Consider the following 22,939-nt stretch of genomic DNA (forward strand, 5'->3'; position numbering starts at 1 on the left):
TTTAAAATCAATTTTCAATTTATATTATTTTATAAAATTAATATAAATGACATGCAACTAAGTGATCTTTCTTAACCTCTTTTAATATAGGTGTCTCACTCTTACATATATCCTTAGCAAACTTACATCTGCTTGCAAATCTACAACCTGGTTTCGGATTTATAGGGCTACTTATTTCACCTTCAAGTTCTATTCTCTTTTTCTCACATTCACTATATTGTGCAACTGGTATAGCAGACATAAGAGCCTTAGTGTATGGATGAAGTGGCTCTTCATATAATTCATTACTATCTGATAATTCCATTAAGTTTCCTAAATACATTACTCCAACCTTATCTGATATATGTCTAACCATTGATAAATCATGAGCTATAAAAAGATATGTTAAATCCATTTTTCTTTGAAGCTCAATAAGCAAGTTAACAACTTGTGCTTGTATTGATACATCAAGAGCTGATATAGGTTCATCACATACAATAAACTTAGGTTCAACAGCAAGTGCCCTTGCTATTCCTATACGTTGTCTTTGTCCACCTGAAAATTCGTGTGGAAATCTTGATGCATGCTCTTTATTAAGTCCAACAAGATCTAAAAGCTCATATATTCTATTCGTCCTTGCTTGACCTGTATAAAGTTTATGTATATCAATACCTTCTGCTATTATATCTCCAACTGTCATACGCGGATTTAATGATGCATAAGGATCTTGGAATATCATCTGTGCAAATCTTGCATGCTTTCTTCTTTCCTTATTGCTTAACTTGCTCATATTAACACCATCAAGCAATACTTCTCCATCAGTTACATCATAAAGACCTATTATTGTTCTACCACATGTAGTTTTACCGCATCCTGATTCACCAACTAAACCTAATGTCTCACCCTTATTTATAGTAAAGCTAACTCCATCAACTGCCTTTAATGTTTTTCCTTTTCCTACATTAAAATACTTTTTTAAATCTTTAACTTCTAATAATACTTCTTTACTCATTAGCTTTTCCTCCTATCTTTAAAGGTGATACAACCTTTGGAGCATATTCATGCATAAGCCAACAATTAACCTTATGAGATTCTGAAAGTTTTGTTTCTTCTGGCATCTCTTCCTTACAAATTTCCATTGCATACTCACATCTAGCTGCAAATGGACATCCTTTTGGTGGATTTAAAAGGTCAGGTGGTGTTCCTTCTATTGAATATAATTCAGCTTTATGCTCTGTATCTAGAGTAGGCATTGATCTTAAAAGCGCCCATGTATATGGATGTTTTGCATCCTCAAATATTTCTTTTACGCTTCCTCTTTCTAATATTACTCCAGCATACATAACTTGAATTTTATCAGAGTGTTCTGCAACAACTCCTAAATCATGAGTTATTAATACAACAGCTGTTTTAAATTTTTCTTTTAATTTATCTATAAGCTCCATTATTTGTGCTTGAATAGTTACATCAAGTGCTGTAGTTGGCTCATCAGCAATTAATACCTTTGGATGACATGCAAGTGCAATTGCAATCATCATTCTCTGTCTCATACCACCTGAAAACTCAAATGGATATTGATTTATTCTAGTTTCAGGATTTGGAATATTAACAAGCTTAAGTAGCCTAATAGCTTCTTGTTTAGCTTCTTCGCCCTTTAATCCTCTATGTATATTTAAAACCTCAATTATTTGCTTCCCAAGCTTCATAGTAGGATTTAAAGAAGTCATAGGATCTTGGAATATCATTCCTACATCCCCACCTCTTAAACTTTGAAGCTCCCTTTTATTTAAACTTAATACATCTTTTCCGTTACATATAATTTTAGAATCTTTATCTACTTCTGCTGGTGGTGTTGGTAATAGTCTCATTATTGATTTAGCAGTTATACTCTTTCCACAACCAGATTCTCCAACTATTGCTAGAGTTTCTCCTTCTTTTAAATCAAAACTAACACCTCTAACAGCTTGAACAACCCCAGCGTAAGTTTTAAACCTTACTTTTAAATCTTTAACTTCAAGTACTTTTGACATCTCTCTACCTCCCAAATCAAGAACCATTATTACTGTCTAAGCTTAGGATCTAAAGCATCTCTTAATCCATCACCTAATAAGTTAAACGCAAGCATTGTTATTGCAATTGCTAATGATGGGAATATAAGCTGACTTGGGTAAAATTGCATTACTTGTTGTCCAGCTGATGCCATAGCACCCCAACTTGTTTGTGGTGGTTGAATTCCAAGTCCAATAAAACTTAAGAACGCTTCTGCAAATATGTAACTTGGTATATCAAAAGTTATATATACAATAATAATCCCTAAAGTATTTGGAATCATGTGTTTCATTATAATTCTAAAAGGACTAGCACCTAAAGTTTTTGCTGCCATAACATACTCTGACTCTTTAAGTTGCATTACTTGTCCACGGACCATTCTTGCAATACCTGTCCATCCTGTTATACAAAGTGCAATTAGAAGAGGTAATATACCATTTCCAAGTCTTATAGCTATTAATATAACAACAATTAAATATGGAATTCCACTTAAAACTTCCACTATTCTCATCATTATGCTATCTACTTTTCCACCAAAGTATCCACTTACTCCTCCATATATAATTCCAACTACACATTCAATTAAAGTACCAACAAAAGCAATAATTAATGATACTCTTCCACCAATCCATAATCTATCAAATAAATCTCTTCCTAGATTATCAGTTCCAAACCAATGAGAAGCTGAAGGTCCTTGGTTCATATCATTTATATTTTGAACCATATAATTATCACCTGCAATAATAGGTTGTATTATACACATAAGTATAAGTACTATTAAAATAATTAATGAGCTTAAAGCTACTTTATTTTTCCTAAGCCTTCTCCAAGCATCTTGCCAATATGTTAAGTTTGGCCTAGCTATTTGTTCTGCTTTATTTTTATCTATACCAACAACTTTAAACTTTTCTCTAGTTAATTCAGCCATATTTCCCCCTCCTATTTACCCTCTAATTTAATACGTGGATCTACGACACTATATAAAATATCTACCATAAGAAGTGATAATATATAAAGAGCTGCAAAGAATAATGTCAGTCCCATAATCACGTTATAATCCTTTGTATATATTGCATCTACTAATCCATTACCAATACCAGGAATAGCAAATATTCTTTCAATAACTACAGTTCCTGTTATTATTGTAGCTATTTGTGGTCCAAGTATTGTTATTATTGGTAACATAGAATTTCTTAAAACATGTCTAAAAGTTATTGCCCCAAAAGATAAACCTTTAGCCTTTGCTGTTAATATATAATCTTGTCCAAGAACATCTAAAACTGAAGTTCTCATATATCTTGCATAAGTTGCTATACTACTAAAACTTAATGCTATTGTTGGTAATATTGTAAACTTAAATCTTTCTAAAAATGGAGTACTACTACTAAACCAACCTGCAATAGGAAGTCCACTATTTCCTCCTACAGTACTTTGTATTAAAGTTGCAAGAACAAAGCTTGGAATAGAAACTCCAAGTATTGCAATAAACATAACTACATAATCTATTGCTGTATTTCTCTTAAATCCTGCTATAATTCCAAGCAACACACCTACTACTAATCCTAAAAGTACTGATTGAACTCCGACTCTTGCTGATGCTGGAAATCTATCTTTAATTATTTCTCCAACTCCAAGTCCTGGAGTTACAAAAGAATCACCTAAATCTCCCTTAACAAGATTCTTAATGTATAGCACATATCTTTCTGTAATTGGCTTATCTAATCCATATTTAGCTTCCATAGTCTTAAGTACTGACTCTGGTAATTTTTTAGCTTGTGCCCTTACAGGATTTCCTGGCATACTATTCATTAAGAAAAATGTAGCTGATACTATAACAAATAAAGTTATTATCATTAATCCTAATCTTTTCAAAAGATATTTAACCATATATTTTGCCCCCTTATTTATTTAGCTTATTCTATATATGCCCATCTTAATTGATAACTTCCACCAAACTTTGGATATTGCATTCCATGAACATATTTCTTTTGGAATGAATGTATATCTAAATAATATGTTGGAGCTACTGCTGGATTTTCAGCAACTTCAATTTTTTCTATTTCTTTATACATATCAAGCCTTTTATCAATATTTATTTCTGTCTGTAATTCTTCTAATAACTTATTAACCTTAGGATCATTATACTTTCCATAATTACTTCCATTTTTTGCCCCATATAAATCTAAGAAAGTCATAGGATCATTATAGTCTGCACCCCATCCAGCCATTGCTATATCAAATTCTCCTGAATCTTCTTTTCTTAAGAAATCTGAAAAATCTGCTGGTATTGAAAGTTTAATATTTACTCCAATTTTATTTTTCCAAGTATTTTGTAAATATTCTCCTAAGTTTTTATAACTTGAACTACTTCCTTGAAGTAAAAAGTTTATATTATATTTTGAAGGATCTGGATCAAGTCCTAACTCTTTTAATCCTTCTACAAATAATTTTTTAGGATCTTCTTTTATTATTTCTTTTAATGGTTCTTTAACTTTTTTTCTATAATTCATGTCTCCAACTACAATTCCATCTGGAACTAATCCATAAGCTGGAACTCCACTTTTTAATATATCTTTTGTATATTCTTCTCTATTTATAGCTATAGATAAAGCCTGTCTTACTTTTGTATTTTGTAATATTTTATTTGACTTAAAATTAAATTGATTATAGAAAACAGTTGGCATTACACCACTTACTTCATCCCATTTATTTTCACTAACTCCTTTTTGAAGTTCTTTTATGTATTCACCATTAACCTTAAACATTACATCAAGCTGACCACTTAAAAACATTTGATATTGTGTATTTGCTTCATTAATTTGAGTTAAATTTACTTCATCTAATTTAATATTTTTTGCATTCCAATAGTTTGGATTTTTAACTAATTCAACTTTAGCTCCTCTTTGCCAATTAGAAATCATAAATGGTCCACTAAATACTAATCCTTCTTCTCTACTTCCATATTCTTCACCTTGCTTTTCAACCACATCTTTTCTTTGTGGTGCTAAAGCTGGAAATGCTACTAATTGAGAAAAATATGGAATTGGATTTTCAAGTTCTACAACTAAAGTTTTATCATCTGGTGTTCTTATTCCAACATCTTCTGCTTTTGCTTTTCCATTAAAATAATTTTCTCCATTTTTTACACCAAATAAAAAGAATGAATATCCAGCTGCAACATTAGGATCTAACATTCTCATCCATGCATATTTAAAGTCTTTTGATGTAAGATCTTTTCCATCACTCCACTTAAGCCCATCCCTTAAATGAAATGTATATGTTTTTTCATCTTTACTCTTTTCAAAAGATTTTGCTGCTCCAGGCACTGGCTTATCATTATCATATACTAATAATGTTTCCTGAGTATTTTGAGATATGTTAAAAGACTCAGAATCAGTAGCCTTTACAGAATCCATAGTTTTAATTGCCCCAGTTGTTAAATTTAACTTTTTTAAATTTTTAGATGATGTAGAACTTTTACTTCCACACCCTGTGAATAAAATTACTATTAATCCGCTAATTAAAAATGTGCTTATTGCTTTTTTAGCTTTCATACTGCTGCCCCCTTTTTATATATTCTATCAAAAATTTAAAGAAGCAATTTTATATTTTTAGTAAACTTTAAACACGATTAATAAATTATTAAATAAATGCTTATTTTTTTATCATTTTGTTATATGTACACATATAATATACATATGTACTTCACCCGTTTACTATACGTTTTTTCTTTAATATTCCATTTAAAACTTATCCAAATTTTTAAAAATTTAAAAATGGCTATATCCTTCATTTTAAAGGGATAATAGCCATTTTATATATAATATGTAAATGTAAATGTTAACTAATATTTATATATTTTTTGGTTGTTTTATTCGGGATTTTTTAATAATTAACATTTGTTAGTTAATTTTATTATTTTTTGATTATTTGTAATTTTACTTTAGTAAAAATATGTATAAAAAACCTCTATTTATTAATAATTTGTTTCTAATTAACATTTTAGAAATATTTTTGTTTATATTGATAGTTTATATGTATATTCTTTATCAAAAAGTACTATATATTTAAATAAAATAATTAAAATATTAAACTTTAATATATATTTCTACTTATCTGTTTATTTATATAAAAAAGCTATTATGAAATAAATCAATAATTATTTCATAATAGCTTTTAGTTTATACATTTTATTCATGTTACTTTTTAAAAGTATTATTTTTTATTTTGTTTATATTTATTTAAAAACTTCTTCCCAGTCTTTATTTTCTAAATAATCTAAAAGCTGATTTCTTAACTCATCTTTCTTAAGTCCAAACTCTATTGTAGCTTTTAAGAAACCAAACTTATCTCCAACATCATATCTTCTACCTTCAAAGTCATAAGCATACATAGCTTCTTGAGAAATTAATGTTTTTAAAGCATCTGTTAATTGAATTTCTCCGCCTTTTCCTGGTGCTGTATTTTCTAATATTTCAAATATTTGTGGAGTTATTATATATCTACCAAGAATAGCTACATTAGTTGGTGCTTCTTCTTGTTTTGGTTTTTCAACTAAATCCTTTACTTTGTATACTCTATCTTCAATATGAAGTCCATCAACTATACCATATTTTGAAACATCTTCTTCTGGAACAGTTTGAACTCCTAATATTGATGTTTTATATTCATCAAAGCAATCCATAAGTTGTTTTAAACATGGCTTTTTGCTATCTACAACATCATCCCCTAATAATACTGCAAATGGCTCATTGCCAACAAATGTTTTAGCACAATGAATAGCATGACCTAATCCCTTAGGTTCTTTTTGTCTTATATAATGAATATCAACCATATCTGATATATCTCTTACAAGTTCTAAAAGTTCATCTTTTCCTGATTTCTCAAGTTCCATTTCAAGTTCTACTGATTTATCAAAATGATCTTCAATACATTTTTTATTTCTACCTGTTATAATTAATATTTCTTCAATTCCTGATGCAATAGCTTCTTCTATAATATATTGTATAGTTGGTTTATCAACTATTGGTAACATTTCTTTAGGTTGTGCTTTTGTTGCAGGTAAAAATCTAGTTCCAAGTCCAGCTGCAGGTATTATTGCTTTTTTTACTCTCATTATTTATCCCCCTCTTTAGAACAATAATTTAAATATTATCTACTAAAATTATCCTAGTAAAGTTAAATTTATAAAATTTATTAAAAATACGAATTTATTATATCATAACATTAAGTTATTTTTCTATATAACTATTCATCAATGTTAAACGTTATCTGTTGATAATTTGATAATTTTTTTGCCATTATCAAATCTATATTACATCATTTCCAAAGTTTATTTATTGAATTTTATAAAATTTAATGCTAATATAGTTGATATATTAAAATGTAAATAAATAAAAAGTTTACAAACTTTAAATATATTTGATTTTACGTTAAAAAATAAAATTATATTATTTTAATTTTAAAAAGAATTTATAAAAGGAAGGTTTTAATTATGAACAAAAGAACAAAAGATTTTTTAATAGTAGGCTTTGCTCTATTTGCTATGTTTTTTGGTGCTGGTAACTTAATATTCCCTCCGTTTCTTGGTAAATCGGTTGGAAGTGAATATATATTTGCTATAATTGGTTTTTGCTTAACTGGAGTTGGACTACCTTTACTTGCTATAATTGCATGTATAAAAGGTGATGGTACTTTTGAAACAATGGCTTCAAAAATTAGTCCTAAGTTTGCTTTAATTTTCGCAACACTTTTATTTGTAGCAATAGGACCTATGCTTGCAATTCCAAGAACTGCAGCAACAACTTATGAATTAACTATACATCCATTTTTCCCAGAAGTTCCATCAATAGCTTGGATGGTTGTATATTTTGCTATAAACTTATTTTTTATATTTAGAAAATCAAGTGTTATTGATTTAATAGGTAAATTTTTAACACCTGCATTACTTATTATATTAGCTATAATTATTTTTAAAGGAATAATATCTCCAATTGATGCTATTGAAAGTACTGGAGCTACATCAGTTCTTTCAAGTTCATTCCTTGAAGGATATCAAACAATGGATGCTCTTGCAGCATTACTTTTTGCAGCAATAGTATCTGGTAACATAATTGCTAAAGGTTATAAACAAAAAGATTTAGTTCCTATGACTATAAAAGCTGGAGTAGTTGCTGCTATTGGACTAGCATTTGTGTATGGTGGTTTAACATTTATCGGAGCTCAAACTGCTAATGCCGCACCAGCTGATGCAACAAAAACAACATTACTTTTATTTATTTCAAAAAATATTTTAGGAAATGTTGGTCCAGCAATTATAGGAATAGCTATGGGACTAGCATGTCTTACAACTTCAATTGGATTAATATCTGCTGGAGCATCATTCTTTACTGAAATCTCAAAAGGGAAATTACCTTATAAAGTTAATGCGTTAATTATTTCAGTAATTAGTATCGGAATTGGTTCTCTTGGTGTTGATCATATTGTAAAAATATCAGGACCAATACTTAATATATTATATCCAGTTGCTATAACTCTTATTGTAACAACTTTATTAGATAAATTCTTAACTAATATAAATGCTGTAAGACTTGGAGTTTATACTTCATTAGTTTTTGGAGTAATCGGAATAATTCCTGGAATAAACTTAAACTTATTTCCACTTGGAGCTCAAGGATTCCCTTGGCTTATTCCAACAATAGTTGCTATCCTTTTAGGATATGTAATATTTAGATCTAAATCTAAAAATGATGAAACTAATTCAAATAATTTAAATGAAATTGAAGCTTCTTAATTTTAAGAAGCTTCTTTTTAATTATTTCTTATTTAATATTAATTTTATTTTTCATTTCATTAATTAAATTATTTTTAACTTAGAATTTATTTATAAATATATTTCTTATAAATACATAATATAATTTTGCTAATATAATTTTAAAATTTATTGCTTTTATTGTAATTTAATCATTATAAATAGTTAACTTTACATTATTTTTTAATAATGATAAAATTTTGAATGTGTAAATTTATAATATTTAATTTATTCAAAACTTAAGTAAAGGAGGTTTTTTTATATGTCTATAAAATTAATTTGTATTGATATGGATGGAACGCTTTTAGATAATAATCATCAAGTATCAGAAGATAATAAAAAAGCTTTAATAGAAGCTAAAGAAAAAGGTATTATAATTGCTTTAACTACAGGTAGATTATTTACATCAGCTAAATATTATTCTGATTTAATAGGAATTGATGCACCTATAATTTCATCTAATGGTGCCTACATAAGAGAAAAAAAATCATCTCATGTTTTATATGAAAGACCATTATCACTTGATGAATCTTTAGAAATATATAATATATCAAAAAAATACAATTTTAATGCTTACTTTAATACTCATGATACAGCAATATCTACTACTGAGTTTAAAGAAAATCATGCTTATAAAATTACTAATAAAAATATCCCAGAAGAAGATAAAATTAAATTTATAGTATCTAAAGACTTAACAGATACTTTAATAAAGCTTGAAGGAGATATTTTAAAATTTATCGCTGTAAATAATGAAGCTAATGATGAAGAACTTTTAAAAGCAAAAAATGAATTCCTAAGTCTTGGCAGATATGAAGTTGTAAGTTCAGGACTTAATAATTTTGAAGTAATGAAAAAAGGAACTTCAAAAGGAAATGCAGTTAAGCATTTATCAGAAATGCTTAATATAAATAAAGATGAAATAATGTGTATTGGAGATAGTGAGAATGATCTTTCTATGATAAAATATGCTGCCATTGGAGTTTGTATGGGTAATGGACTTGATTTATTGAAAAAAGAAGCTCAGTATATTACTGATACAAATGTAAATTCTGGTGTAGCTAAAGCCATTAGAAAGTTTGCTCTTTAATCTTTTATACTGAAAGGAGAACAAAAAATGGGGGAAAAATCAAAAAGAAAAATGGCAACTTGGAAAAAGGTTGTTATAGGTATAGTTATTGCAATATTAGTTATAATAGGACTTGGAGCTGGATATGTATATGCTATGCTTAATAAAACTAATAAAGTAGAACTTAATAAAAATAATCTTGGTATTAATGAAGAAGCTCAAAATGAAGCTACAAAATCAGATATAACTAATATTGCATTATTTGGAATTGATGCTCCTCAAGGTCAAGTAGGAAGATCTGATGCTGACATGATTCTTACAATTGATAATAAACATAATAAAATTAAGCTTACTTCTCTTATGAGAGATTCATATGTTAATGTGAAAGGTCATGGAATGACAAAACTTACTCATGCTTATGCTTATGGTGGTCCTGAACTTGCATTAAATACTATCAATACTAATTTCGATTTGAATATTGATAAATTTATAACAGTAAACTTTACTTCACTACCAAATGTTATTAATAAGCTTGGTGGAATTGATATGAATATTACTAAAGGTGATTTAAAATATATAAATGGTTATATAGATAGTATAAATAATTATGATCATACAAATTCACCTCATATAACAAGTACAGGAATGCAACATTTAGATGGTGTTCAAGCTACTGCTTATTGTAGAATTAGATATGATGGCGGAGATCAAAGAAGAACTGAAAGACAAAGAAGAGTTATAACTGCTGTCTTCGATAAAATAAAAAATTCTCCTGTAACTGATTATCCAGGAATTTTAAATCAATTATTACCTCTTGTAACTACTAATATAAGTTCAAATGAATTTATAAGCTTAGGTAAAGATATAATTGATACTGGAGCTAATAAAATTGATGAACTAAGAGTTCCTTGTGATAAACATGAAAATGGAAAGCTTATAAAAAGTGTTTATTATATGACATTTGATATACCAGCTGAAACAAAAGAATTGCATAAATTTATTTTTGAAAATTAATTAAGACATAAGAGTAGGAATATTATTTCCTACTTTTGTACTTTATAAAACTAATGAAGTTAAACAAGTATAACTATAGTCCACTTGTGTTTTTATTTTTATATTAAAAATTTCTTTAAATCATTTTATACTTTTATTTACATAAATTCCTTATAATGCTATACTATATTTATAAAAATATATTTTATTTAATAAAGAATTATTTTTTATAAACATAATTAAAGATAATAAAACTTATATAGCAATAATTAAATCTAAATTATAAGCAAAGTTAAAATATAAGCTTAGTTACTCATAATGTAGCTAAGCAAAATTTTTAACATTTATGCGAACATACGTTCATATTTTTTATTATTTTTTATTTTATTTGCATATATATAAGTAAATATATTATTGAAAATTATTAATTAAAAACTAAAAATAAAACGTATAAATTGAAAGGGGGACATAATAATGCGAGACATAACTTTAATTCTACTTGCCAAAAATAATGATAAAAATTCAAAACAAATATTAATAGAAAAATATTTACCTTTAGTAAAAAAGGAAATTAAAAAATATCCTTTTATAGATAATTATGATTATAATGACCTTATTCAGTACGGAATACTTTCTATATTAAAAGCTATTAAAGCCTTTGATGTTGAAAAGAAAACACAATTTCCATCTTACGTTAAATTTGCTGTAATAAATAACTTTGCTTATCTTTGCAGACAAAATCCTTCAGAAAAATGTGCTACAAGTTTAAATATAGAAAATGAAGACGGATTAGAAATTATAGATTTAATTGAAGATAATAAATCAACAGAAGATATTTTTATAAATAACTATGAAGATAAACGTATACTTAAAGCAAGAGAGCTTTTATCCACTGAAGAAAGACAACTTTTTGATTTTTTAATGTATAGTGGTGTTCGTTGTCCATTAAAAAGATATTCTGAAAAATACAACATTGATTATTCTAAATGTATATATCAAAAGAAAAAATTATGTACTAAATTAAAGAAGATATTTTTAAATATATACTAAGCTTATATTTCATTTATCAAATATATTATTTATTATATGACTTTTTAAAAGATTTAATTCTATAATTAAAAATTTTTTTCTTACACCATATATTAATTTATTCTTTTATTATAAATTATTTATATAAATAAATTTTGAAATAAAAATTACCCCGTCAAGTAAATTTATAACAGCACATTTTACTGTATCTTCTTAACGGGGTACACTTTACATAATTTATATTTTTTAATTATATTCTATTTTCTTTTATAGGATAATTTTTTCTTTTAAATTTATAGTAATTACTTACAATATAAAACTTTAATTTTCTTCTCCATCAGATGGCTTATCTGGCTTTTGATTTTCAACATTATTGTCTCCTGAATTATTATCCACTTCTGGTTTATGTTGTTCTTCATTAGGTTTACTTGGTTTTTCTTGATTCTGTCCATTATTATTACTTGGTTTATTAATTGGCTTATTAACTGGCTTATGTGTTGAAGGCCTATTTGGTCTATGTGTTGGTCTATGTGTTGGCCTACTACTTGAATTACCAGATGAATTGTTTGGTCTTGAATTATTTGTATTATATGATGGTCTATAATTATTATTGTTACTATTACTTCCACTATTATTTGTATTATCATCATCATTAGAATTATTCACATTATTATTGTTTTCTTCTTTCTCTTGCTCTTCTTTTCTTTTCTTTTCTTCTTCAGCTACCTTTTTCTTAATATCTTTTACAACATCATTATTTTCAACATCATTATTATTTAAATAATACATAACATTACCATTTAATTTATTTTTAAATGTATTTATTATGTCTTTTGATGCTATACTTTCTAAACCAAGTTCATAATAATTACCCTTATTAAAATCATAGTTTTCTTTAATATTTATTTCACTTACAAATTCCTTGTACTTTAAAAATACGTCTTTATTAATTTCATTATTTACATCATCTGAAGCATTATCATAACAATAAGTTATACTTTTTATTAAAGTTTCATAATCTTCTTCTGAAAGTTTTGTAGAATTAACTAAAATCTCTTTAAACTTTTCTTTTACATCGCTTTCTTTTAATTTAGGTAACACCTTTTCAACATCTGAAATATTAACTTTTACTTCTGGAATATCTTTATCTATACTAAAATATTTTTTAAATACGAAGCTTGGAATTTTCCCTTTTTTCTTTACTATTTCATTTAATGGAGTTGAAGTATCATTATCCTTTTCTGAAACAAGAACTTTTCCGTCATAATATTTTCCACTAAGCTTTTTATCTTTTTCATTTAAGTTTACTATTGAAAAATACTGTAAATCATCACCTTTATTTAAAAGTAAAACAAATTTTTCTGGTAATTTAATTTCTTTGTGACTCTCTTCATCTTCTAATGTAACAGCCTGCATATTAACATTTGTAGGTTTACTTTCTAAGTGCCTAAATTTATAGCCTGAAACTAAAAATACTCCTACTAAAAGGCAAATTCCAAAAATATAAAAATAAGTATTTTGCTTTTTAATACTATTTTTATATTCATCCATCATTCTTTTTCCTTTTTTATCATTAGATCTACTTATAACTTGTCCTTCTTCATACTTTAATGAATATCCATTTTCTTTATATTCCTCAAAAGCTATAGCTCCATCTTTAATGAGTTTCTTTACATATTCCTTACCAGTAAAAAATGAAAGTACAAAGGTTAAAGCAAAATTAGCTAAAATTCCAAAAGGCATTTCTATTAAAAAGACTAAAAGAGCTTGTATTAATAATAACCCAATACCTTTTATAAACTCCTTTCTTATAATATAAGAAATACCTCCAATTAAAAAAGTTAAATAATCAAAATTATACGGAATAGTTTTTAAATTATCATCTTTATCAACTAATACAGCGTATCTTATTCCTCTTCCTTTAAGGAATGTATATTCATTTATATAGTTTCCTTTCATAGTTCCTCCTATTTTTTTGTATTATATATCTAATTTTAACATATTATTGTATGTTATGCATAAAAAAGTAAGCAAGGACTTTAATTAAAATCCTTGCTTACTTTTTTATAATTATTTTTTATGTTTTTCCTTACCTTGAATTTCTGGTACTGGATTCATATCATTTTTTTGTGGTGTTTTAAATCTTTTACTTTCCCATGATGATGGTTGATTCTTTTTTGCCATAATAAAACCTCCTATACAAAAATCTTTCATTTTAAGCTTTTGTATTTAGATTATTTTTTATACGACTTATTTATAATATATTCTTTTATAACAGATTTATCTTTATAACATTACAACTATCATATAATTAACTAAATTTCATTTTTATCAATTTTTTCTTTAACATGTCTCATTGATTTATTTACTATTATAGCTATAACTACTCCAACTAACATAAAAGCTATTCTCATTGGAATTGAAACAGTAAAATTAAATAAAATCATTGCAGCTGAAAGTGCATTAAGAGTAACAAATATCATTTGATATTTATAAGGTTTAACAAACATATAAACATAACTTATTATTAAAACAGCCATAGACTCTAGTGATTTTGGAACAATAAAATAAAATATAATAACAAATGCTATTGCACCAATTATCGTTCCAAATATTCTCTCTGGTATTCTTTCTTTAGTTTGTTCATAATAAGGTTGAGTAAGTGATAAAACAGTAGCACTTATCCACATTCCTTTTTGAAATCCAAAATAACTTCCAATAAACATTGATATAGTGATTCCAATTGCCATTCTTAAAGCAAAATTAGCTTGTATTTTATTAGCATGAAATTCTGTAGTAAACATTTCTTTTATACTTCTCTTATCATCATCTTTTGATTTTTTATGTGTAAAATAATATACTAATGCAACTATAATACTTCCAATAAAAAGTGCCCCTATTCTTATTAAAAACTGATTTAATCCTAGTATTGGATTTCCTTGCATAAATACATAACATAACATAAAAGGAAGATAAGCTTTATTTTCTACTTTATTTGAAAATATATATGTAATTAAATATACTGATATAAAGTTTAGTGGTATTCCAATAAAAGCATTAAGCATACTTACGTATGAAGTTACTCCCATAATTGTAAATACAATAATTATTGATGCTATTGCATCTTTAAATTTTATACTAACATCCATAGCACTAAACATAAGAGCTGCAGTTATTATTGTTACACCAACTAATGTATTGTCTTCTCCAAAAAACTTTGAAAATATTGATATAAATATTATTATGCCAAGCATAACTAATAGGTTGTCTATTAATTTTTTCTTACTCAAAAATTTTTCCTTTTTGGGTTTCATTGATGAATCCATAGTTGTCCACATCCCTTTCATATAACTTTTTTTGGCATTAAAGAAAATCTTAACATACCATATTAATATTATCAATAAAAAAATTTATAGTTTTAAGTACTTTTTGTATATAATATATTAATTCTAGAATTTATATTATAAATATAAATTTCCCTGGAAATATGTCGATTTTACTCTACAAATAAATATAAAAAAACTAACCTCTAATATTTTGAGATTAGTTTCATACCAATTATAAAACCTAAAGTATTCATAATAATATCATTAGCATCAAATATTCCTGTTTTAGTTATACCTTGAGTTAATTCAACTAATAATATATATATTATAAATATAACTGTCATAGTTGTAATATTCTTATTAAATTTAAATTTTATATATATTCCAATCGGTATATACATTAATAAGTTACCAACTATATTTATTAATGGAGATAAAATTTCAGATTTTAAGTTATATATAGAATCAAATGGATTAAATATAAATGACATATTATTAGTTCTTGCTTTAAAAAAAGTTATAGCTATTAAAAATAATATATAAATAACTATAAAATTATTTGCATGAATACTAATCTTCTCATTATTTATTAAAAAATTAAATAATATATATAAAACTAGTGAAATAAGTGTTATAAATATTGTTTGAATAAATATATTCTTCGAATATCCAAGTTTAATCCAAAAGGGTAAAATAAATTCAATATTTATTATGCTGCTTAAAATTACTGATATTATCATAAATAAGTCTTTATTTGTATTCATTTTATGTTTATTTCTAATATTTCTATTTTTATTATGCTCTATACTAACTTCATTTATTTTTAAATTATTTTGTTCATTATTATGTATATCGCTTTGATTATTGATCATATATCCTACCATCCCTCTTTCATTTTACTAATTTATTATATTACTATAAATGTAAAAATTTATTAAAATAATATTATTTAAGAAATTTTTAATGAAGTAATTTAAATTAAATAATTATTTACTAAAATTCTTTAATTAATATAAAATAAAAAAGACCTTACAATAAGTAAAGTCTTTAAAAAATTCCTAATAGTTTTTTCTTCTTTATTCTTCTATTACTTTGTTCTATAACTTCATCATTAACTAAACATTCTAAATTATTTAACAACTTATCTTTTACGTTATTAAATTTTATTATTTTGTTTTCGATTCTGTCTTCTGATACACGATTTTTTATTATAAAATTATATATATTTTTCTCAAGTAAATACTTTGCAACATTTTTTACACTTCTTCCATAATCCCCCTCAAGGCTTTTTGCATCAAGAATAAAAAGACATCCAGCATCTAAAAAATGATTAATTTCTTCTATATTTTTTGTTATTTTTTCTAACTTCTCTGGATAAAGTATTATTACAATATCTCCATTTATCTGCATATCATATATTTCTTTAAATACGTAATCCGAATAATTTTCATCAATAAGTATGATTTTGTATTTATTCGATTTCTTAATATATTCTTTAAAATTAAATTCGCTTGCCCCATAAAACTCATTTAATTCTATATCATTTATAGATTTAAATTTTTTAATATTTCCCATAATCCACTTCCTTTTATCGTATGTTAATTTAAAAATATATTTTGTACCATTATTATATATAGTCTTTTTTTCTGTTTCAATATTAATTTATTAATATTATGTTGTAATTAATATTTTCTTAATCTTTTCTTTATTAATTTGTTAATTTTTGTTTGTTAACTTTTAAATATTATTACTATAAAAAGAACCCTTATTAGCGAATACTATGCTAATAAAGGTTTTATATTAAATAAAATATTATAAATTTACTATTTCCATAACATTTTTTTCAAAAGCTTTAATTTTTTCTTCTGAATCTTCAACTGACTTACCAACCACAGCTAAGTAAATCTTAATTTTTGGTTCAGTTCCTGAAGGTCTTACTACAAACCATGAACCATCTTCAAGTACATATTTAAGTACATTTGATTTTGGAAGTGTAACATCCTTAACTTCTCTTGTTTTTAAATTCATTTCTGTTGATGATTTATAATCAAAGAATGTTTCTACCATAACTCCATTAACATCCATTATAGGATTCTTTCTTAAGCTATCAAGACATTCTTTAATTTTCTCTTGTCCTTCTTTACCTTTTAAAGTAATTGAAACTAAATGCTCTTTATAGAATCCATACTTTTTACAAAGTTCTATAAATGCTTCATAAAGACTTAACCCTTCTGTTTTATAGTAAAGAGTCATTTCAGCAATAAGCTCAGCGGCAACTACTGCATCCTTATCTCTTGCATGATCTCCAAAAAGACATCCATAACTTTCTTCAAATCCAAATAAGAATTTATGACTACCTGTCTTTTCAAAGTTTGTCATCATTTCTCCAATATATTTAAATCCAGTAAGAACATCAAATAATTCTACATTATAATGCTTACAAATATTTCTTACCATTTCAGTTGTAACTATTGTTTTAATTACTGCACCATTGTCTGGTAATTCATTTAAATCTGAATATGATTCAATGATGTAATTAGTAAGTAACACTCCCATTTGATTTCCTGTAAGTATTTTATATTCACCTTTTGAATCCTTAACAATAGCACCAATTCTATCTGCATCTGGATCAGTACCAAATATTATATCTGGATTAATTTCCTTTGCCATATCAAGTGCAATTTCAAATACCTTTGGATCTTCTGGATTTGGATATGGAGCTGTTGGGAAGTCTCCATTTGGTTTTTCTTGCTCTTTTACAACATGTAAATTTTCATATCCAAGTTCTTTTAATATTGTAGTAACTGGCATTAAACCTGTACCATGTAATGGAGTATAAATTATTTTTAAATCTTTTGCATGTTTTTTAACTAAATCTTTTCTTATAGTATATGATTTTAATTTATCAATAAATTTTCTATCTACTTCTTCTCCAATTATGTTAAGAAGTCCGGAATTTAAAGCTTCTTCTTTAGAAATTTTCTTAATATCTTTATAATCAACATTATTTATTTCTGTAATAATTGCATGTGCAGCTTCATCAGTAATTTGACAACCATCATTTCCATATACTTTGTATCCATTATATTCTTTTGGATTATGTGATGCAGTTAATACTATTCCTGCATTTGCTTTAAGTTCTCTTACTGAAAATGATAATTCAGGTGTTGGTCTTAAAGCTTCAAAAAGATTTGCTTTTATTCCATGTCCTGCAAGTACAAGAGCAGCTTCTTCAGCAAATTCAGGTGACATATGTCTTGAATCATAAGCTATACATACTGATATGTTTTCTTTATACTTATTAACTAAATATCTTGCTAGTCCTTCTGTTGCTTTACCAACTGTGTAAATATTTAATCTATTTGAACCAGCTCCAATTACTCCTCTAAGTCCACCAGTACCAAATTCTAAGTCTTTATAGAATCTATCCTCAATTTCCTTTTCATCTTTTATTTCTTTAAGTTCGTTTTTTGTTGCTTCATCAAAAATTTCTGATTCTAACCAATTGCTATATTTTTCTTTATAATTCATTCTGAATCCCCCTTGTATATCTTTACATAGTATTATTATAACTAATTTTTCAAAATAAAAAAATACTTAATTATATATAATATGCATTTTTGTTATTTTATACAAATTTTACATTTTAAAATAACCATTTAATTCTATAATTGTTCAAAATTAATTCATATTTAATTTTACACTTTTACTTTTTTATAATAATTCTAATACAAATGTTAATACTAAAATTCAATTTTGTATTATTTTAATTTTTATCATATAAAAAAATAAGAAGTATTTTAATCAAAATACTTCTTATATAATCAATCCATATTATTATATTTTCTTTATAATTCTATTATTTTTCCACTTGGTGTAACAAGTACAGTAAATGCTACTCCATTTCCCCCTTGTTTCATAAGCTCTTTTGATTTTACTTGAACCAAATAACCTTTTTCACCATTAACATTTTTCATATTTTCACTACATGAATATATTGTATCTGAATCTTTACCATACTTTTTTTCACAAGCAATTACAGCATCCTTTGATGTAAATTTACTTGATACTGCTTTTGATTGTTCTTTCTTATTGGATAATTGATTTTCAGATTTAATTCCTTTATTACTTTCTTTAGCAGTAACTACTTTTTTTGTATCATTACCTTCATTATTAACTGAAGTCTTTTTATTATTTGAATCTTTTTCCTTATTAACTTTATTTTTTATATTTTTATTAAGTTCACTTTTAGTATTTTCTTTACTGTTATTTTTATTTTTTTCTATGTTTATAGAATTATTTCTACTTTCAGTATCTTGCTTATTAATATCTTCTTTAGGCTTAAATTTATCTTCTATTTTTGTATTTTCATTATTAGAATCTTTATTTCCACATCCAACAAAAACATACATTGGAGATAAAATTAAAATTCCACAAATGAATAAACTATATAAAAACCTTCTTTTATTTTTCATTTTTATTCTTCCTTTACTTTTCATCTCTATATATACTTATAGCATCTTCTCTTTCTCTATTGTATCTACTTGCAACAGCCTGTTGTACAACTTTTGAACAATTAGGGAAATGAACTAAAGCTCCTTTTGAATTTCTACGTCCTCTTTCTTTATATACAGCTATTATAAAATCTTCTATGTTTGAAATATTTTTAAGAGGTTCTATTATTCTGTAAGCTCCATATCCACCGTGTTGTACTGCTGTTGACCAAAGTACATTTCTAGCAGAAAAATCATTTAAAATTTTATTAAAATCTCCACTCTTTTCTAATCTATTTACTAAGTCATTATAAAAAGTTATCTTTGTATATGTATGTTGTAAATTATAAAATTCATTGTAATGATCTTTTGCAATTGTCTTCCAAGCTGCATCAAAATTCTTTCCACAATTTGATCCATTATCTAACTTTCTTGCATTAATTAATTTTGTATAAAATTCATTATTTTCTCCTGAAAGCCAGTTAACAAAATTATCTAAAGAACCTAACTTTGATGATAATTGCCAAGCTCCATAAGATTTACCACCATAATCTCCTTCTCCTGAAGATACACAACCTGGATCACCATTTGATTCATACTTTTCAGATAGTATCCCTAAATAATCATTACAATTATTATCTTCATAAACTTCTACTGCTGTATCTCCACCTAAATAAACACTTACATAACCATAATAAACTTGTCCATCTTCAGTATATTTAATATGATAATAAGTAAGATCACTTTTTTCTCTACCTAAAATTTCAACTTTTGAATTTGGTGAAATTGTTGTTAAAACTTGTGACTTAAGGCTTGGACTTTTTCTAAGGTTCATTGTATAATCAGTAATTTTTCCTTTAGCATATTTTTGATCTTTCATTGAACCATCACTGTTAAACTCATAAGACTTATTTCCTAAGTTTATTCTATAAGTTCTCATATCACCATCTTTATTCAAGTAATACCACTTATTATCAAGTTTAAGCCATCCTGTTTGCATCTCTCCACTATTGTTCATATAATACCATTTATTATTTACCTTTTTCCACTCAGTTGCCATATCACCATTATTGTTTAAATAATACCATTTATCATTAAACTTAATCCAGCCTGTTTGCATTTCACCATCTTTATTCATATAATACCATTTGTTATTTATCTTTTTCCAACCCTTTACTAAATTGCCATTTTCATTTTTATAGTACCACTTTCCATTCCTCTTAATCCATTCAGCTTTTCTTATTTTTAAAGTTCCATCACTGTTAAATTCATATTCCTTATTATCTATTTTTATTTTTCCTGTAGCTCTTTCACCTGAATATTTTAAATAATATTTTTTATCCCCAAACTTAAGCCACCCTGTTTGCATCTCTCCATTATCATTTAAATAATACCAGTTTTCTCTTACATTAATCCAACCTGTTTGCATTTCTCCATTACTATTTAAGTAATACCATTTATCTTTTACTTTTTTCCATCCTGTTGCCATATCCCCATTATTATTTAAATAGTACCAAATTCCCCTTACCTTAATCCAACCTGTTTGCATTTCTCCATTACTGTTTAAGTAATACCATTTATCTTTTACTTTTTTCCACCCTATTGCCATATCACCATTATCATTTAAGTAATACCAAATACCCTTTACTTTAACCCAACCTGCTTTCATTTTTCCTGTACTATCCATGTAATACCACTTATTATTTACTTTTTTCCATCCTGTTGCTAAAGTGCCATTACTATTTTTATAATACCAAGTTCCATTTCTTTTTATCCATCCTGCTTGTACATTACTACTTATCTTTTTTACATTATTTTTATGAGCAGTTGCAGCATTTCCATCTAATGCTGAAGTAAAACTTAATAAAATACCAGATAATATTAGTATCTTTATTATACTTTCTTTTTTCATTTGTTTTTATTTCCCCCTATATTAAATTTTATTTATTATGTTATATAAAGATTAATATTAATAGTAACCTATAATATTCTAAAATTAACATAATAATATTATACATAAAAATTTATACATATTATAATTAAATTAAATATTTTATAAAATATACTATATTTATATATTTAACTAGATTAAAATATCACAAAAATATAAAATAAAGACTATAAATAGATATATTTATAATCTTTAAAATCATAATATTTATTATTTTTTACTATAAGGTACTACTTGAACTTCAAATGTAAGTATTAATTTCTCTCCATTAATTGAAAGCTTACAAGGAATCTTAGGATCACTTGGCATTCCTTTATCTTCAGATACTGCATTATCATCATAAACTTTTCCTTCCCATATATTATTGCCTTTGTATTCCAAAACTCCACTTCTAGTTCCTGATCTTGAATGAGTTGCTCCATTATTTTCAATTTCTTTTGTTATATCTTTAGCATTTATACTTTCCCCATTATAGTAACAATTTAATAAAAAATTATATCCACCTTCAAATGAAATTTTATTTTCTCCTATTTTTTCTATTTTAATTTCATCCCTAACCACTGGCACACCATATTTATTTAGCTCTTGATATTCATACGTTCCTGATATATCTTTTGGATTCATCTTATTTTTTTCTTCTTTCTTAGCCTGTTCTCTGGCCTTTTTAGCCTCTGATTCTTTCGCAGCTTGTTTCTTTTCCTCATCATCTTTCTCTTTATTTACTTTATTAACTATGTCATTTGCTTCATCTATATATTTTTTTGCTTGAATAAAATCTTTATTATTTATTTTATCTTGTATTTTCTTTTTTAAATCTTTTAAATTTTCTTTAGTATCATGATTAAAATTATTTATATCTATATCTTTTATTTTTTTATATTGATTATTTATGTTCTCTATATTTTCTTTTTCTATATTCTTTTTTAAATTTTCAAAATCTCCTTCTAAGCTTTTTATATAATCATCCGATTTTAAATTTATTGCAACATCAGCCTTAGTTTTTAATTCATTATATTTATCTTTTTCTTCTGTAGTTAAATTAAAACATTTTATGCTTTCATCATAATTTTCAATGTATTTTTTAAAACTTTTTATTGCTTGATTTTTAGAATAATGTTTATATGTAATACCTCCTAAACAAATTATTAAAATAGCAATAATACAACTTACTATTATTTTTTTCTTTTTCATTTGTTTATTCCCCCTAAGTATATTTAATTATCAAATTTATTATATTAT

General features: G+C 25.6%; 17 protein-coding genes and 1 pseudogene. 4 read left to right on the top strand and 14 right to left on the bottom strand.

All coding sequences use genetic code 11. From position 1 onward, the window contains the following. Positions 1 to 37: 37 nt before the first annotated feature. The 6 genes from AC4FQ1_RS04765 to galU all read right to left on the bottom strand — a co-directional run bounded on the left by AC4FQ1_RS04765 (position 38) and on the right by galU (position 7,144). The gene (locus AC4FQ1_RS04765; protein ID WP_303129517.1) at positions 38 to 991 is read right to left on the bottom strand and encodes an ABC transporter ATP-binding protein; all 954 of its coding nucleotides are present in this window, start codon (positions 989 to 991) and stop codon (positions 38 to 40) included. Then, positions 984 to 2,009, bottom strand: coding sequence for an ABC transporter ATP-binding protein (locus tag AC4FQ1_RS04770; RefSeq protein WP_303129518.1), 1,026 nt, complete (start codon positions 2,007 to 2,009; stop codon positions 984 to 986). Before AC4FQ1_RS04770 ends, AC4FQ1_RS04765 begins: the two co-directional genes overlap by 8 nt. Before the next feature lie 29 nt (positions 2,010 to 2,038). After that, positions 2,039 to 2,956, bottom strand: coding sequence for an ABC transporter permease (locus AC4FQ1_RS04775; RefSeq protein WP_491169080.1), 918 nt, complete (start codon positions 2,954 to 2,956; stop codon positions 2,039 to 2,041). A gap of 11 nt (positions 2,957 to 2,967) precedes the next feature. Next, positions 2,968 to 3,915, bottom strand: a complete 948-nt coding sequence (locus tag AC4FQ1_RS04780; protein ID WP_491169081.1) for an ABC transporter permease — start codon at positions 3,913 to 3,915, stop codon at positions 2,968 to 2,970. 26 nt (positions 3,916 to 3,941) lie between these two features. Beyond that, positions 3,942 to 5,582, bottom strand: coding sequence for a peptide ABC transporter substrate-binding protein (locus AC4FQ1_RS04785; RefSeq protein ID WP_491169082.1), 1,641 nt, complete (start codon positions 5,580 to 5,582; stop codon positions 3,942 to 3,944). Positions 5,583 to 6,265: 683 nt separating this feature from the next. Next, entirely contained in the window at positions 6,266 to 7,144 is an 879-nt protein-coding gene (gene galU, locus AC4FQ1_RS04790; protein ID WP_491169083.1) for a UTP--glucose-1-phosphate uridylyltransferase GalU, read from the bottom strand. A 378-nt stretch (positions 7,145 to 7,522) separates the two neighbouring features. Between galU and brnQ the strand changes: the two genes are divergently transcribed. The 4 genes from brnQ (at position 7,523) to AC4FQ1_RS04810 (ending at position 11,951) form a co-directional block, all read left to right on the top strand. Then, on the top strand, positions 7,523 to 8,821 hold the full coding sequence (brnQ, locus tag AC4FQ1_RS04795) for a branched-chain amino acid transport system II carrier protein (protein WP_491169084.1): 1,299 nt from the start codon (positions 7,523 to 7,525) through the stop codon (positions 8,819 to 8,821). A gap of 280 nt (positions 8,822 to 9,101) precedes the next feature. After that, the gene (locus tag AC4FQ1_RS04800; protein ID WP_491169085.1) at positions 9,102 to 9,929 is read left to right on the top strand and encodes a Cof-type HAD-IIB family hydrolase; all 828 of its coding nucleotides are present in this window, start codon (positions 9,102 to 9,104) and stop codon (positions 9,927 to 9,929) included. A 27-nt stretch (positions 9,930 to 9,956) separates the two neighbouring features. Beyond that, positions 9,957 to 10,922, top strand: coding sequence for an LCP family protein (locus AC4FQ1_RS04805; RefSeq protein WP_491169086.1), 966 nt, complete (start codon positions 9,957 to 9,959; stop codon positions 10,920 to 10,922). A gap of 453 nt (positions 10,923 to 11,375) precedes the next feature. Further along, positions 11,376 to 11,951 carry a sigma-70 family RNA polymerase sigma factor gene (locus tag AC4FQ1_RS04810; protein WP_491148406.1) on the top strand — a complete coding sequence of 192 codons (576 nt, stop codon included), beginning with the start codon at positions 11,376 to 11,378 and terminating at the stop codon, positions 11,949 to 11,951. Positions 11,952 to 12,251: 300 nt separating this feature from the next. Here AC4FQ1_RS04810 and AC4FQ1_RS04815 read toward each other — a convergent pair whose 3' ends face one another. From AC4FQ1_RS04815 to AC4FQ1_RS04850, 8 genes and pseudogenes are all read right to left on the bottom strand, one after another. Beyond that, positions 12,252 to 13,889 (bottom strand): hypothetical protein, encoded by a 1,638-nt coding sequence (locus AC4FQ1_RS04815; RefSeq protein ID WP_491169087.1) that lies wholly within the window; start codon positions 13,887 to 13,889, stop codon positions 12,252 to 12,254. Positions 13,890 to 14,245: 356 nt separating this feature from the next. After that, a complete protein-coding gene (locus tag AC4FQ1_RS04820) occupies positions 14,246 to 15,256 on the bottom strand; it encodes an FUSC family protein (RefSeq protein ID WP_491169088.1) in 1,011 nt (336 codons plus the stop codon). A 203-nt stretch (positions 15,257 to 15,459) separates the two neighbouring features. Then, positions 15,460 to 16,128: a VanZ family protein gene (locus AC4FQ1_RS04825; protein ID WP_491169089.1), complete on the bottom strand. Its 669-nt coding sequence runs from the start codon at positions 16,126 to 16,128 to the stop codon at positions 15,460 to 15,462. Positions 16,129 to 16,303: 175 nt separating this feature from the next. Then, the gene (locus AC4FQ1_RS04830) at positions 16,304 to 16,831 is read right to left on the bottom strand and encodes a CpsB/CapC family capsule biosynthesis tyrosine phosphatase (RefSeq protein ID WP_491169090.1); all 528 of its coding nucleotides are present in this window, start codon (positions 16,829 to 16,831) and stop codon (positions 16,304 to 16,306) included. Positions 16,832 to 17,068: 237 nt separating this feature from the next. Then, positions 17,069 to 18,787, bottom strand: coding sequence for a phospho-sugar mutase (locus AC4FQ1_RS04835; protein ID WP_491169091.1), 1,719 nt, complete (start codon positions 18,785 to 18,787; stop codon positions 17,069 to 17,071). Positions 18,788 to 19,104: 317 nt separating this feature from the next. Continuing rightward, on the bottom strand, positions 19,105 to 19,755 hold the full coding sequence (locus tag AC4FQ1_RS04840; protein WP_491169092.1) for a hypothetical protein: 651 nt from the start codon (positions 19,753 to 19,755) through the stop codon (positions 19,105 to 19,107). Next, positions 19,745 to 21,529, bottom strand: a pseudogene (locus AC4FQ1_RS04845) (VgrG-related protein); the annotation flags it as partial. The pseudogene AC4FQ1_RS04845 and the gene AC4FQ1_RS04840, both read right to left, overlap by 11 nt. 381 nt (positions 21,530 to 21,910) lie before the next feature. Further along, positions 21,911 to 22,891 carry a hypothetical protein gene (locus AC4FQ1_RS04850; protein ID WP_491169093.1) on the bottom strand — a complete coding sequence of 327 codons (981 nt, stop codon included), beginning with the start codon at positions 22,889 to 22,891 and terminating at the stop codon, positions 21,911 to 21,913. Positions 22,892 to 22,939 lie beyond the last annotated feature (48 nt).

It is taken from the genome of Clostridium sp. TJA020 (assembly GCF_058310295.1).

Coding starts and splice junctions, on each gene's coding strand:
- AC4FQ1_RS04835 (WP_491169091.1), bottom strand. CDS start 18,787: ATGAATTATAAAGAAAAATATAGCAATTGGTTAGAATCAGAAATTTTT.
- AC4FQ1_RS04820 (WP_491169088.1), bottom strand. CDS start 15,256: ATGGATTCATCAATGAAACCCAAAAAGGAAAAATTTTTGAGTAAGAAA.
- AC4FQ1_RS04775 (WP_491169080.1), bottom strand. CDS start 2,956: ATGGCTGAATTAACTAGAGAAAAGTTTAAAGTTGTTGGTATAGATAAA.
- AC4FQ1_RS04765 (WP_303129517.1), bottom strand. CDS start 991: ATGAGTAAAGAAGTATTATTAGAAGTTAAAGATTTAAAAAAGTATTTT.
- AC4FQ1_RS04850 (WP_491169093.1), bottom strand. CDS start 22,891: ATGAAAAAGAAAAAAATAATAGTAAGTTGTATTATTGCTATTTTAATA.
- AC4FQ1_RS04785 (WP_491169082.1), bottom strand. CDS start 5,582: ATGAAAGCTAAAAAAGCAATAAGCACATTTTTAATTAGCGGATTAATA.
- brnQ (WP_491169084.1), top strand. CDS start 7,523: ATGAACAAAAGAACAAAAGATTTTTTAATAGTAGGCTTTGCTCTATTT.
- AC4FQ1_RS04815 (WP_491169087.1), bottom strand. CDS start 13,889: ATGAAAGGAAACTATATAAATGAATATACATTCCTTAAAGGAAGAGGA.
- AC4FQ1_RS04770 (WP_303129518.1), bottom strand. CDS start 2,009: ATGTCAAAAGTACTTGAAGTTAAAGATTTAAAAGTAAGGTTTAAAACT.
- AC4FQ1_RS04825 (WP_491169089.1), bottom strand. CDS start 16,128: ATGATCAATAATCAAAGCGATATACATAATAATGAACAAAATAATTTA.
- AC4FQ1_RS04780 (WP_491169081.1), bottom strand. CDS start 3,915: ATGGTTAAATATCTTTTGAAAAGATTAGGATTAATGATAATAACTTTA.
- AC4FQ1_RS04810 (WP_491148406.1), top strand. CDS start 11,376: ATGCGAGACATAACTTTAATTCTACTTGCCAAAAATAATGATAAAAAT.
- AC4FQ1_RS04840 (WP_491169092.1), bottom strand. CDS start 19,755: ATGAAAAGTAAAGGAAGAATAAAAATGAAAAATAAAAGAAGGTTTTTA.
- AC4FQ1_RS04830 (WP_491169090.1), bottom strand. CDS start 16,831: ATGGGAAATATTAAAAAATTTAAATCTATAAATGATATAGAATTAAAT.
- galU (WP_491169083.1), bottom strand. CDS start 7,144: ATGAGAGTAAAAAAAGCAATAATACCTGCAGCTGGACTTGGAACTAGA.
- AC4FQ1_RS04800 (WP_491169085.1), top strand. CDS start 9,102: ATGTCTATAAAATTAATTTGTATTGATATGGATGGAACGCTTTTAGAT.
- AC4FQ1_RS04805 (WP_491169086.1), top strand. CDS start 9,957: ATGGGGGAAAAATCAAAAAGAAAAATGGCAACTTGGAAAAAGGTTGTT.